This is a genomic window from Mycobacterium sp. SMC-8, assembly GCF_025263565.1.
GTDB lineage: Bacteria > Actinomycetota > Actinomycetes > Mycobacteriales > Mycobacteriaceae > Mycobacterium.
Genome location: NZ_CP079865.1, coordinates 1,594,269 through 1,607,603, shown reverse-complemented (window position 1 = coordinate 1,607,603; position 13,335 = coordinate 1,594,269). Strand labels below are relative to the sequence as shown.

11 protein-coding genes and 2 pseudogenes are annotated in these 13,335 nt (G+C 64.4%); 10 read left to right on the top strand and 3 right to left on the bottom strand.

Annotated features, from left to right (window positions below; all coding sequences use genetic code 11):
- The first annotated feature begins 11 nt into the window (after positions 1-11).
- Positions 12-841, top strand: a pseudogene (locus KXD97_RS07840) (MerR family transcriptional regulator).
- 75 nt (positions 842-916) lie between these two features.
- Here KXD97_RS07840 and KXD97_RS07835 read toward each other — a convergent pair.
- Positions 917-1,483, bottom strand: coding sequence for a dihydrofolate reductase family protein (locus KXD97_RS07835; RefSeq protein WP_260756172.1), 567 nt, complete (start codon positions 1,481-1,483; stop codon positions 917-919).
- Between KXD97_RS07835 and KXD97_RS07830 the strand changes: the two genes are divergently transcribed.
- From KXD97_RS07830 to KXD97_RS07805, 6 genes and pseudogenes are all read left to right on the top strand, one after another.
- The gene (locus tag KXD97_RS07830; RefSeq protein WP_260756171.1) at positions 1,482-1,625 is read left to right on the top strand and encodes a hypothetical protein; all 144 of its coding nucleotides are present in this window, start codon (positions 1,482-1,484) and stop codon (positions 1,623-1,625) included. The two genes, KXD97_RS07835 and KXD97_RS07830, sit on opposite strands and share 2 nt — an antisense overlap.
- A 1,109-nt stretch (positions 1,626-2,734) precedes the next feature.
- A pseudogene (locus KXD97_RS07825) lies at positions 2,735-3,040 on the top strand (DUF1778 domain-containing protein); the annotation flags it as partial.
- Positions 3,037-3,546 (top strand): GNAT family N-acetyltransferase, encoded by a 510-nt coding sequence (locus KXD97_RS07820; protein WP_260756170.1) that lies wholly within the window; start codon positions 3,037-3,039, stop codon positions 3,544-3,546. The pseudogene KXD97_RS07825 and the gene KXD97_RS07820, both read left to right, overlap by 4 nt.
- Before the next feature lie 7 nt (positions 3,547-3,553).
- Positions 3,554-4,186, top strand: a complete 633-nt coding sequence (locus KXD97_RS07815) for a hypothetical protein (RefSeq protein ID WP_260756169.1) — start codon at positions 3,554-3,556, stop codon at positions 4,184-4,186.
- Positions 4,183-5,022, top strand: coding sequence for a hypothetical protein (locus KXD97_RS07810; RefSeq protein ID WP_260756168.1), 840 nt, complete (start codon positions 4,183-4,185; stop codon positions 5,020-5,022). The genes KXD97_RS07815 and KXD97_RS07810 overlap by 4 nt, the downstream gene beginning before the upstream one ends.
- 235 nt (positions 5,023-5,257) lie before the next feature.
- Positions 5,258-6,145: a DUF6602 domain-containing protein gene (locus KXD97_RS07805; RefSeq protein ID WP_260756167.1), complete on the top strand. Its 888-nt coding sequence runs from the start codon at positions 5,258-5,260 to the stop codon at positions 6,143-6,145.
- Positions 6,146-6,245: 100 nt separating this feature from the next.
- Here the strand turns inward: KXD97_RS07805 and KXD97_RS07800 are convergent, their stop codons facing one another.
- Together KXD97_RS07800 and KXD97_RS07795 are read right to left on the bottom strand one after the other, a co-directional pair.
- Complete coding sequence (locus KXD97_RS07800; RefSeq protein ID WP_260756166.1) at positions 6,246-6,734, bottom strand: hypothetical protein; 489 nt, start codon at positions 6,732-6,734, stop codon at positions 6,246-6,248.
- Positions 6,735-6,773: 39 nt separating this feature from the next.
- Positions 6,774-8,420, bottom strand: a complete 1,647-nt coding sequence (locus tag KXD97_RS07795) for an IS1634 family transposase (protein ID WP_260756165.1) — start codon at positions 8,418-8,420, stop codon at positions 6,774-6,776.
- A gap of 551 nt (positions 8,421-8,971) precedes the next feature.
- Here KXD97_RS07795 and KXD97_RS07790 point away from each other — a divergent pair.
- Genes KXD97_RS07790 through KXD97_RS07780 form a run of 3 tightly spaced genes read left to right on the top strand, consistent with a single transcriptional unit; the run spans position 8,972 to position 13,301 of the window.
- Positions 8,972-10,078: an SMODS domain-containing nucleotidyltransferase gene (locus KXD97_RS07790; RefSeq protein ID WP_396884806.1), complete on the top strand. Its 1,107-nt coding sequence runs from the start codon at positions 8,972-8,974 to the stop codon at positions 10,076-10,078.
- Positions 10,075-11,538, top strand: coding sequence for a ThiF family adenylyltransferase (locus KXD97_RS07785; RefSeq protein WP_260756163.1), 1,464 nt, complete (start codon positions 10,075-10,077; stop codon positions 11,536-11,538). The genes KXD97_RS07790 and KXD97_RS07785 overlap by 4 nt, the downstream gene beginning before the upstream one ends.
- The gene (locus KXD97_RS07780; protein ID WP_260756162.1) at positions 11,535-13,301 is read left to right on the top strand and encodes an SAVED domain-containing protein; all 1,767 of its coding nucleotides are present in this window, start codon (positions 11,535-11,537) and stop codon (positions 13,299-13,301) included. Before KXD97_RS07785 ends, KXD97_RS07780 begins: the two co-directional genes overlap by 4 nt.
- Positions 13,302-13,335 lie beyond the last annotated feature (34 nt).

Here is a 13,335-nt window from a genome sequence, read left to right as displayed (position 1 = left end):
AGGAGGACGCCATGGGCGCACAGGTCTCGATCGGTGACTTCGCGGTGATGACCAGTCTGAGCAGAAAGGCGTTACGTCACTACCACGACATCGGCATTCTGGACCCGCACACATCGACCCCTACACCGGCTACCGGTTCTACGACACCAGCCAGGTCGATCACGCGCACATCATCCGCCGGTTCCGGTCATTGGGCATGTCCATCCCCGACATCAAGGCGCTGCTGAGCACCGACGACGCAAAGGCCCGCACCGACATCATCACCACCCATCTCGAGCACATGGAGGCACAACTGCAGCAGACCCGTGACGCCGTTGGCGCGCTTCGCGAGTTGCTCTCCCCTGTGCGGACGCCCACCGACGTCACGTTGCGTCGCGAACCGAGGCTTGCCGTGTGGTCGGTCGGCGCGATCATCGACACCTCAGAGATCAACGACTGGTTCGGCGCGTCGCTGACCACACTGCACCAGGCCGTGGCGATGGCCACAGGCACACAAACCGCTGTGGTGCCCGGCGGCGTCTACGACCGGGCGCTGTTTCTCGAACAGCGCGGTAGCGCAACCATGTTCGTCGAAGCACCCCCGTCTGCCGATCCCCCGGAGGGCGTCCGCGCCGAGGTCCTACCCAGAGCCGAATTCGCGGTGCTCACCCACCCGGGCGGTCACGACGGCATCGACCGCAGCTACGCAGCCCTGGGCATCTACGTCAACGAGCATCTGATCAGCAGCCAGGGACCCATCCGCGAGCACTACCTCGGCGGCACGCACGAAGATCCGGCGAGGTTCACCGCCACCGAGATCTGCTGGCCGGTCTTCAGCACCACCGCGGGGGCGGCGCAATAACCGACACTCACCGGCGGTTCACGCCGGCGACATCCAGACGGTGCATCCGCAGTTCCTCTGACCGCATATGCCCGATCAGTCGTGACTCGCCTCGTAGCGCAGCAGGACCGTGCCGCCCGGGAAGGTGCGGTTCTCCAACAGGCGCAACGGGATCCACGACGGCAAGGTCGGGAAGAACGGGGTACCGCCGCCCACCGCGGTGGGTGCGACCACGAGCCGGTACTCGTCGACCAGTCCGGCCTGCACGATCGGTGCGGCCAGCGTCGCGCCGGCCACCTCCAGGTTGCCGTCGGTTTCGGCCTTCAGCCTCGTCACCACCTCGACTGGGTCGCCGCGTTCCAGGCGGGAGTTCCAGTCGACGGACTCCAGGGTGCGCGAGAAGACGACTTTGGGCATGTCACGCCAGACGCGGGCGTAGTCAACGATGAGTGGGGTGGCATCCGGGGCTTCGTCGGCGGTCGGCCAGTACGCGGACATCAGTTCGTAGAGCCGCCGGCCATAGAACGACAGGGCGGTCTCCCGCTCGAAATCGTTCCAATACTGGTGCAGTTCTTCGCTCGGATCGCTCCAGTCGATGTTGCCCTGTAGGTCGGCGATGTACCCGTCCACCGACACGTTGAAGCCATAGATGAGTTTGCCCATGCAGCTCAGACTGCACCGCAGGGACGAACTCATCGCGACGCCACACGAGACCCAGTTCAAACCCGAATACGTCGCCCTTCGAGTGCTGGCACTGACCCGGACCGGTGCGACGCAGTCACGCGGCGACGCCCTCAGCGGCTGATCAGCGTGAACGCCATTGCGGACCCGGGGCCGCCCCCGAGCCTGGGCCACTTGGTGACCTTGCTCCTCAACGGCGCTGTTGCCAAGGACGATTCATCGGGTCTGCTGTGCGCCGAGGTTCGGCGAGCTGCTTCACAGAGGGGGCCTCCGCCACGCAGGAGGTCGGCAGCCTAAGACGATGCGCCTGACCGCTCACCACCGGTTTTGATCACTGCACCTGGGGGTGCCGGACCTCATGCGCGGGGATGACTCACTTTGGGAGGCGTCATTTGGGCCCCGGGGGAGCACATGTCACCAAGGAACTGCCCCCAAACGACAGAGGTCGCGGGAGTGCCAGGTGTGCGAGGCGGACGAGGAGCGCCTCGGCACCGCTCCTCAAGGGGTCGACCAGACCCGCGCCGACCGCCTGGCGGCCATCGACCGTGCTGCTGGCCTCAGGCCGTTCGCTGCGCGCGCCGGGCTCAGCAAGCATGCCGCCGGCCGGGGCTGCGGTGATCGTCGTGGAGTTCACCGTTATCGGTGACCTCTTCCAAGCCGGCAAGCGCGGCTAGTTCACCCCTGACCTCGACCGCTATCTCAGCGGACAGCTGCACCTGTTTTCGGAGAGGACGCCGAGGCGTTCGTGACGGCCTACGCCATCGAGGACGCCGGGACCCAGCGCGACCTACTCAGCGACCAGATCACTGTGCAGGGGCTGCCGGACTGGGGTGGCCGCCGCTGGGCGCACCATGACGGTCAAGGCCATCGACGACATCCGCATCCACGACTAGGGCGCCATGGTGGCCAGGTCGTGCATCGGGCGCGTGACGAGCGCTTCGATCAGGTAGACCAGCACCGCACCGACGGCGGGCAGGACATCGGTGTGGCCGGTGGACAACGCACACCGCGAGCCAGGACGGGGCGATGACGGCTACCGTGGTCAGCAGGTGCTTGAGCGCGGTCAGCAGAAGAGAAGACATGCCTCCCCCTCACAAGGGGTTGAAAGCGACGAGACGACCGTGGTCGTCCCCACTGCGACCCATTGGCCTCGGCATACTTTCCGGCGACTCGGAGCCCGGTTCACAGTGTTGGTACGCATCGCCGCTGGTCAGAGGCGTGGTCAGTACCCCGTTGCATTGTGTGCCTAGTAGGCACACAATGGATGGCATGGCTATGAAGACGGAGCGGTTCGCGGTGCGCCTGACTGCTGAGCAGGACGCGCTGATTCGTCGTGCCGCCGAAGTGGAGGGGACCGATCTGACCAACTTCACGGTGACCGCGACGCTGGCTCATGCCCGTGACGTGCTTGCCGATCGGCGGCTGTTCATGCTCGACGCCCCGGCCTGGTCGGAGTTCGTGTCGGTGCTGGACCGGCCGGTGTCGCACAAGCCGCGGCTGGAGAAGTTGTTCGCGGAGCCCTCGATCTTCGACGAGTGAGCGGCTACAGCGCGCCACGGCCGATCAGCGAACACGATGTGGTCGCCGACTTCGACAGCGGCGAGCCTGCCCTGGACAAGTACCTGCGGGGACGCGCCCTGGCCAACCACGTCGAAGGTGCCTCCCGGTGCTTTGTAACGTGCCGGGACGGCCGCGTCGTCGGGTTCTACGCGCTGGCCTCAGCGGCGGTGGAGCGCGCCGCCGCACCCGGGCGGGTGCGGCGCAACATGCCCGATCCGGTACCGGTGATCCTGTTGTCACGGCTGGCGATCGACCGCAAGGACCAGGGCCAGGGCCTGGGTGCTGCGCTGCTGCGGGACGCGATCACCCGCGCGGTGGCAGCTGCGGAGATCATCGGTGTGCGTGCGCTGGTGGTGCACGCGCTGCACGAGCAGGCACGGGCGTTCTACGCGCACTTCGATTTCGAGCCCTCGCCGACCGACCCGCTGCACCTGCTGCTGTTGATCAAAGACGCCCGCGCCCTGCTCGACCCGCCGCAGAAGTGACCCGCTGATGCCCGACGACACGGAGAACGCACAGGGAGACCGGCGGTGGCGATCAGCAGAGACGCTCCAGGAGCTTTTTGATCACATGGACGAGTTCCGGCGGTCACCGCAAGGCCAGCAGCTCCAGGCCGCCCGGCAGGCCGCCGAGGCCGACCTGCAGACGTGGTTGGCCGATCAGCCGGGCGTCGTCGTGGGCCGCCACGGCGGGCAGGTGCCCGAGCAGTGGGAGGGCCAGGTCGACGGGCACAGCTTCTACTTCCGCGAGCGGGGCGGTGATTGGGACATCGAACTGGACCTGCACGAGCAGCAGCCCGGCATCACCAAGGGAGACCTCATCGCCACCGGCACGATCGCGGCCCACGGATATGGGCGGAGCCCTCGGGAGCGGGCGGCGTTCATCGTCACCACCATCCGCAACCATCTGCGGCACACGCGGGCCGCCGAGGCCGCCGCCAGGCCGGATTTCGCCTTCCGGGTCGAGTGGTCGCCGGCGGACAACGAGTTCATGGGCCTGGTCGCAGAGTTCCCCTCGCTGTCCTGGTTGGCCCCCACCGAGGACGAGGCGCTGCGCGGCATCATCAAGGTCGTCGAGCAGATCGCGGCCGATGACCCCGAGACCGGCGGTTGGGGACGCCGATGACCGAGGAGAACGGCGTCGACACGGAATTGCTGGGACAGTCGGCGTTCCACAAGCTCACGCATGGTTTCGCGGTCCGCGACCGGCTGCGCGATGTGCTGGCCGAGCAGCAGGCGATCGAGCGGCATTACCTCCGGCGCGACAACAGCAGTGAGTACAGCTCGCGCACGGCCTGGGCGGAGTGGGTGCTGGACTCAGATCTCGACTACACCGAGGCAGCGCTGCTCCTGGGGGATTTCATTCACAACCTGCGCGCTGCGCTGGATCACGCCGTGTGGGCGATCACCCCGGCGCACATTCAGGAGAAGAGACCGACCGAGGTGGCGTTCGGGCTGCGCTCGACCGAGCAGAGCTACGCCAAGTGGGCGCAGGCCCGCCGTGACTGGTACGGGCCGGAGGTGTTCGAGGTGTTCAAGAGCAGTCAGCCGTTCAACGCCGTGGGTACCGGCACGCTGCATCCGCTGCACATACTGCAGTTCCTGTCGAACACCGACAAGCACCAGCTGCTCAACATCGTGGCCAACACCCAGGTCGACCTGGGCGGTGTCATTGTTGATCCGGAGCCTCCCGGCGGCGTGGTCTCCACGGTGAACCAAGGTGTCGTCGGCAAGGGATCGGTCCTGGCCCGGGTCGAGTTCGCCAGACCCACCCAGCCAGGGAAAACAGAAGTGACGCTGAAGCCGGTCTTTGCGTTCGAACAGGTCTTTCGTTATACAGACCAAGACGGCGCACAGCAGTGGCTGGTCGTCGGCGACGCATTGAACGAGATCGGCCCAGATGTCATCGAGGCCGTCACCTACCTGCTCTCGGCGCACAAAAAAGACCGCGAAAACCGCTGACTCGATTCAAATTGCACCGAATCTAGTCGCACTTCAAGTGGTCACCCCGCGTGTCGGGTGGGTCCTCGCGGCAGCGATCTGCTCCCGCTCTTCCAACCCTGACAGGAAGACGCCCGTGCGCCGTCCCTAAATGTTCTGTGCCAAAACCGTTAGAGCGCGAGTCCGGTATCCGAAGCTGAGACCTAGGGCACCCAGGCTTGCTAGACCGCTAGCCATACCGTGTAGGAACAAGTCCATGGCGAACGCGGCGCACGACACCGTCCAGAGTGTTCTCGCAGAGGCTGAGAACCGCCTTTGGACGAGCTTCACCACCTCGCAATCGTTCAAGCACAGCGTGCTGAAGGGCAGTGACCGTGAGAGCGCGGTAGCGGATTTTCTTCGGCAGAGACTGCCCAGCCGTTTCGCCGTAACGACAGGAGAAGTAATCGACCAAGGAGGTCGCCGGAGTCCCCAACTAGATGTAGTGATCTACGACGGATCTGCGGCAGCGCCGATTCTGCCCGCCGACAGGGAGGGCGGAGCGGAAATCATTGGTGCCGAAGCGCTTTTAGCGACTGTTGAAGTCAAGTCGAAACTCACCAGAGCTGACATTCGACAAGCAGTTAAATCCGTAAAGACGCTATATTCGATGCGTCCGTTCGGAAATGGCTGGGGCATCGAGACTCACCGCGAAGTACCTTTCAAAACCGACGGCGACTTCCCTAGGTTCTTCTCGTCGGTTCTTGCGTTCGAGACGGATATCGCCTCTGCAAACTGGCCATCGGTCGAGGCTGGGAGGGTCTTGGCAGAATGCCGAGATACCGGGATTCCCTATGAATGGCTTAACCGAGTGTGCGTTCTTGACAAAGGCATCGTGCACCCTGCTGCAGGCCAAGTAATACTGCACGATTCCGAACGTCAATCATTGGGGATGTGGTACTTCAGCCTGCTTAACTTCTTGTCACGTGAATCAGCGCGGCGAAGGCCATTTCCATGGTCGGCCTACGAGCCCTTGAGCGGGCGCAGACGAGTTTCGATAGATGTCGAAGAGATGAATCACGACGGCCGTGTTGAGGCCGCTCCACCGATAACCTACTCAACGTCGCAGAGAAGAAGGTATCGACAAGGCAATTCGGCCAGGTGACATCGCTTCCTAGGCCGAAGCCTCGGGTGCAGGACCTGTCAACGGCAGACCGAGTCTTCATCGGTCGTGCCCTGCGCTGTGGCATCGCCTGAGGCTCGCACTAGCTACGGCCGGAGGGCACAAGCGGTTCAACGGCTTCAAACAGCTTTAGCAATTGCTGAGCAAATTCGCCTTGATGGTGAGGCAGGAACAGCGCCATTCCTCGTACTTCGGCGATCGCTTCCCGTGCCCGCGATACCTCGGCCGTCGTGGGCCCAGTCCGCTCGGCCACGGCCTCCTCGATGTTGGTGCGCAAATATGCATCGAGGCGGGCGCGCATTTGCTCGGCTTGGCGCTCGTAGTGCTCAAGTCGGCTCGCCAGCCGGCGGTAGTCCCGCTCAGCGGCGCGACGACAGTCCTCACTGTGGAAGTCCTTGCGTCGTCCTGGCCCTGCAGTCCGAAGGAACTGCTCGTCGCATCGCGGGTTGGCGCAGGTGGCCTGGAGACACTCTCGCTCGTCGTCCTCTCGACGCTTCGCAATGCCTACGACGTCACCGGACAACCTCAAGCCTCCTTCTGTGGTGTTAATTCGCGCGTTTTCGAACCCCATTCTCGCATGAAAGCGCGCACCCGAGTTGGGTCATTTGGCTTAGTGCCTTGAATTCTCGGCGTTCAGTGCGTTGAGGATTGCGTTGACCTCGGTGTTTAGGGCTGGCGGGTAGGTGGCGATGACGCCGTTGAGGTCGATGGTGGCTGATCGCAGGGGTTTGAGGGTGCGTAGGAATCGGCGCAGTGACAGGCCGGTGCGGGTCTGGACTTCGCGGCTGACGGCCAGGGCGGTGAACACGATGGTCAGGTGGGCTTCGATGGCGTCGCGGGTGCGGGCGAACATGGGCCGGGCAGCGAGGTCGGATTTGGACATCCGGAAGGACGCCTCGACGTGCCAGAGGTCGTGGTAGCTGGCGATCACTTCGGTCGCGGGCATCAGTGCGGCGTCGATGTTGGTGACGTAGCCCTTGAGCCCGACCAAGCGGCGGGCGCGCTGCAACGACGCCTCGTCAAATTCTTGGGAACCGTTGCAGTTCTTGATGAACCGCGGTACCCGCGCGGCTTTCTCGCCGGCGACGACCGCGCGGGCCTTGTTCTCCTGCAGGTTGAGCGTCTTGGTGTCGCGCACCGCGCGTTTGGTCGAGTACGCCCACACCGCCCGCCAGGACTTGGTGTGGGTCGCCGGATCCCAGACGGGCTCGGCTTTGCGCTTGGGGTCGCTGGTCTTGGTCGCGGTGCCGCGTCGATCGCGTGGGGTGATGGTGTCGATGATCTGGCCATCGGTGAAGAAGTCGCCGTGCCAATGGAAGTGCGAGGCCAGATCGTTGGGCGCTTTGGTAACCCTCGATCCGACGATGAACCGCAACCCTGCCTCATCAAGTTCGCGCAGATTGCCGCTGGCCAGCATGCCCGCATCAGCGACGACGACAATGTCGGTGATCTCGTGGCGGGCTTGGAATGCCTTCACGATCGGCACGATCGTCAGAGTTTCGGCCTTGTTTCCTTCGAAACAGCCGATTTCCAAGGGGAATCCGCACCGATCGACCAGCAGCCCGACCACGATCTGCGGGTCCACTCGGCGTTCCTTGGAGTACCCCACGCGGCGTAGGTCGTCTTCCTTGTCGGCCTCGAAATACAGGGTCGTGACGTCGTAAAGCACCAGGCTGACATCACCGGCGGTGCGGGCGTGGGCGAAACACGCTGCGGCGATCTGGTCGCGGTAACCACCACCGCGGGCACGGCGCAGGGTGCGCTTGCGGGTCGACAGTGACGCTGAGGTACGTCCCAGCTCGGCGAGGACCCGATCGGCGTCGAGCAGGCTGGTCGGCTCGACCACCCGGGCGATGACCAGGTCACGGAAGACCTCATCGCCGACCGCGTCGTCGAACCCCAGGCTGGCATACACCTGCGCCAGGGCGTCATACAGCAGCCCGCTGCAGCTCTTGAGCACCCGCGGCCGCACCACCAACTCCCGTACTGCGGATTCTCCAGCATCCTCGGTGAACAGCATGCCAGCTGGCGGTGGAACCATATGGGCCCGAACGGCTTTCAGCGTGATCCCCAGATCCAACTCGCCTTGGGTGTCATCGGCCAACAGCCGGCGGGCCTCCTCGAGCAGCAGACCCAGCTCGGCGTCATCACGCGCAGAGCCCACATGGCGCACGATCCGGCGGCGGCCATCGACGGATTCGGCGATCTGGACCGCGGTCGCGCCCGAGGCCGTGCGCACCCGCCGAATCCACACCATCCAGGCAGCCTACTGACCCAAATTAGTGCCTAGCAGGGGCACTAAGCGGAGACATCACCCCAGCTCAAGACACCGCCACCCTACAAAACTGACCAAAGTGACCCAACTCAGGCCGAAGGAACTGCTCGTCGCATCGCGGGTTGGCGCAGGTGGCCTGGAGACACTCTCGCTCGTCGTCCTCTCGACGCTTCGCAATGCCTACGACGTCACCGGACAACCTCAAGCCTCCTTCTGTGGTGTTAATTCGCGCGTTTTCGAACCCCATTCTCGCATGAAAGCGCGCAGCTCAACTGCTTAGACATGCTGGCCAGCACCGACGGAGTTGCGGCAACACGCCGGCCCAAACCGCAATAAATTAGCGCGAATCTTCTCAGCGTCATCATGATCGTGTGCGCGAAGACAGGCGCATTCTCCGAACCGAGAGGCGACGACATGTCAGGCAAGCGCGGACGTAGTGCCATTACGGGGCGTTTCGTGAAGCAGTCGACAGTGAAGAAGCATCCGAAGACCACGACCAACGAAAGCACCGGCAAACGCCGGAAGAAAAAGTAGTGGTCAATCCCGCGCTGGCCTCGCTTCAGCTGTCGGTGGTGGGGACCAGACTCAACTGCGCGACGCACCGCGCATCACAAGATCGGAGGGGCCAAGTGGCTCACCTTAAGCAGCAATTCAGGGACGCCTTGAGCTCCATCGAGCCCGGCGACGACAAGGCCAACGCGCCCGAGGCGCACAACCTGGTACGCGATGCGCTCGAAGCCGATCCCACGCTCTCCGGATATGGCGTCAGCCCGGTGCTGATCGGGTCCTACAAGCGAAACGTGTCAATCAGGCGGATCAAGGATGTGGACGTGTTTGTCCGGCTTCCCGAGGTGTCCGCGGAGGTGTCCTCCCACGACATCCTCGACCGCTTCTTCAAGGTGCTACATACAGAGTTCGGCGCCGACTCCGACGGGCACCGCCGGACCAAGCGCCAGGACCGCAGTCTGCAGGTCTCCTTCCCGGAATACGACCTCTACGTCGACGCAGTACCTGCCCGCCCCGACGGGGATGGCCAGACGTGGGAGATCCCGCAGAAGGGGGACGGGGACCAGTGGGTCCGCACCAACCCCGAAGCGCTGACCACACTGTCGAGCGCGATGAACGCCACCCACGACGGCTTCTACGTACCGACCATCAAGTTGCTGCGCCAAACGCGACGCGCCCTACTCGGCGTCGGGACGAAGCCTGGCGGATTCTTCATCGAAGTCGCGGCGTACCAGGCATTCAACTCAGGACTCGTCGGCGGCAATGACCAAGCGGAGTACTACGTCTCAGCGCTGCAGCAGATCAGCACGATCATCAACAACTTCGCCACCTACGGCATCGAGGTGAGCGACCCCACACTGCTTGGCCACACCATCTCGATCCGCGCGACCGACGACGAGATCGAAGCCGCCCGAACCCGCTTCGCAGATGCCGCGACCGCCGCACACGATGCGCTCGACAACGAGGACGAAGGCGCCGCGGCGCTGACGTTTCAAGAGCTGCTCGGCGAGAACGGCGACGGCGACACCGTGTTCAAGATGCCGCCCGGTTTCAACGACGACGGCACGAAGCGCGCCTCGCTTATCTCCCCCGGCGCCCGGGTAGTGCCAGCGGGGCCGAGAACATTCGGGTGAGCCTCGCCAGATACGACGACTACGTCGCTTACACCCGACAACACTTCGAGGAAGGGCTCATACGGCGCGGCTTCCTCGAAACACAAGCAGGATGGCGAGGCGCCATCGCGCACGACAACGGCGCCACCGACGTTCTCATCACGCTGCCGGACCGATTCCCATTTCACCCGCCCTCAGTGATGCCTGTCGATCATGATGCAGTGCCCTGGTCCTGGCATCGCGAGGTGAGCGGAGCGCTGTGTCTGGTGGCCGAGGACGACCACGCTGGACTGTGGTGGACCGAAGTGACCGCGTTCCTGGACCAAGTCCATGAATGGTTCGACCAAGCCCACGCCGGCTGGCACGAAGACCGCCCCGACCTCGACCTCGACAGGTACTTCCACCAGTCCGACGACACCCGCCTCTACCTCTACAACGACCTCGCGCCATACAGCGACGGATTCATTCGCTTCCGCCCGGCGAGGAACAACACCATGCACATCGGGCGAGGGACAGCACCGTCGAAGCCTGCACAAGGCAGTAAGCACCGTTTCGGCTACGTCGCGAACATCGGAGACGTCGAAGTGCCGCCGAGAACATGGGCGGACATCGCTGAGCGGATCGACCCGAACATCAACCTAGACAGACGAATTCGGCGCCGCGAAGTCACCGTGGTGATGCTGACGTATCGACGCGGCCCCCACCAGGGCATCATCGCGCTGGAGGTGTGGCCCGCAACAGACGGCGGCATCGCCGCCAGGCGCCTGCGTTCCGCGGCCGACACCGACGCTGCCCGCTCCGCAAGGGCCGGCCTGCTAGCCCCCGAACTCCGCCGACATCATGTCGCGGTCGTCGGCGTAGGCGCCTTGGGGTCGTTTGTCGCAGACATGATGGCCCGTTCGGGCGTGCGCCACCTCACCCTCGTTGACCACGACATCGTCGAGCCGGGAAACCTCGTCCGTCACCTCGTCGGCCCCGACACAGTGGGACTGCCGAAGGTCGAAGCGGTCAGACGCCACATCGCCGCCCGCGGCCAACTGCAAGGCGGTGACATCGCGGTTATCAATAACGCACTGGCCTCTGGCGACTCCGCCGTAAAGCTTGTGCAAGGCCACAGTCTCGTAATCAACGCCACCGCGGATTTCGCCACCACAGCGCTGCTACACCTCACCGCAGAGGCATTCAACACGCATATCCTCTCGGCGGCACTGCAGAACGACGGCGCGACATACCGCATCGATGTGCTGCCTGCTCTCGGCGGCGCCGACCCGTTACCACCCTCAGATACCGGCGACGCCAGCGCGCATCAACCTCTATTCGAATCTGGATGCGGCAGCCCCATCTCGCCGACACCACCTCATGCGGTAATCGAAGCTGCCGCAGCGACAGTCCGGCACGCCGTCGGCTTGCTCGTCGACAGGCCGCTGCACCCGTCAGGAGAAGTCCATCACTACACACTCGACGAGAGGACGCAGCAGTGAGGCGCACCCCGGCGCGAATTCACCTCCAGAACGCGGCGCACACATTGATCACCTCCGAAACCGCTAAGCACCTGCCACTCGAGACCGGAGGCGTGCTGCTCGGCTATCGCGAGGACGCCGACATCATCGTCACCCATGCCCTGGTCGTGGATGGGAAACTCCCGTCCGTGAACCGCTATGTGCGCGACGACGTGAAGGCCAACGAGCTACTGGGTGCCTTTCGCGAAGGTCGCGCCGACGACGATCCGATCGGATACATCGGCGAATGGCATAGCCACCCAGCCTCCAGCGGGCCCAGTCCGACCGACGTCCACGCAATTCGCGCCACCGCTAAGTCCAGCGACGCCGCCATTGCTCTGCTTGTTCACATCCCGTCAAGCTCCCAGGCGTTTTCCGGCATCGTCGCCGCGCGCGGCCGGCTCGGACGTGTCTCGACCCATGCGGCCACAGTGTTGTTGCCACAGAGCAGATTTCCGCCTCTTGGCCCGCTACCAAACGGTGCGGTCCGCGGTGACGGACCAGTGTTTGTTTCTTACCGGCAGTCCGACGGAACTGCAGCCGCTGAATCGCTTGAGGGCCTACTCAGGGCGGCGGGGTTGGTCGTGTGGCGCGACCGCAGCGACCTACGCGCGGGCACCACAACCGATCGGCTAGAGCAGGCCCTCACCCAGGGCCTGTCGGCAGCGGTGCTTGTCGTGACTCCAGACATCGTGCATAGCGAGATCGTCCGCGAACGCGAACTACCGCGCCTGCTGCAACTCGACGCAGATCCAGGGTTCAGTCTGTGCATTGCCAATCACGTTGCCCGACAGCCCGACAAGTCGCGGTGCGACTTTCAGGCCCCCGACCGGCTACTGCAAACGGCGCCCGCCCGCACCCTGGCCGACAAGAAGCAAACCAACATGCTCGACCCCGCTGGCGAGGTCGAGATCGCGCGCGACCTCCTGATGCACCGCGTCGAACAACGGACATCCATGCTCCGCCAACAACAACGGCCTTTCACGATTCGCGTGCAAAGCAGGCCAACACCGTCCGCTATCGATGCCGGCGAGGACGATTTGCACATCCGCCTCAGCGCCACCACCAGCGGGCGCCTTCCCTCTCCACGCGGGCTCCGGCTCCTTCAGACCACACTGCCGCTAATCAGCGACGCGGTATACGCCACTGGCGCCAGAACCGTACGAATCGCCGGCGGCGCACACCTATCGGTAGCCCTAGCCCTGGGCGCCGCACTGCCTGAGACGAGATTGGGGGTCCTTGAGGTCCTCGACGTCCAGGACCAGGTGTGGACCTCCTTGGCCGGCGACAGACTCTCCAACAACGACGTCCACATCGAACCCGTCGACCCGGAGAGGTCATCCACGGCTGGGCGTGAGCGAATCGCGGTGTTTGTCAGTCTGACTCCCGAGGCCGACCGCACCGCTTTCGCGCGGCTCATCCGCGAGTCAACCGACGGGTTCACCGCCGCCGCCATCGTGGCGACCGAGCCGAACAGCAGAATCGACGCTCGCGAAGGCGGCCGTCTGAGTGCATCCGTCGCGCGCGCTATCAAGGGGCTCGCGGCGAGCAGCGGACGCGCCGAAGTGCACCTGGCCTTCCACGGCCCGTACACCATGGCTGCGCTCACTGGTCGCTACCTCAACACGTTGCGCACCGTCATCTACGAATGGGACAGCGAGGGCGCCGCCGGGCCGACCTACACACCGGTCATCGTTTTGGAACCCGGCACCGCCGGGGGACCGATCAGCGACGTCCTCGTCTAAAGCGCTCCGCGCTGCGGTCCGGAATGCGGCCGAT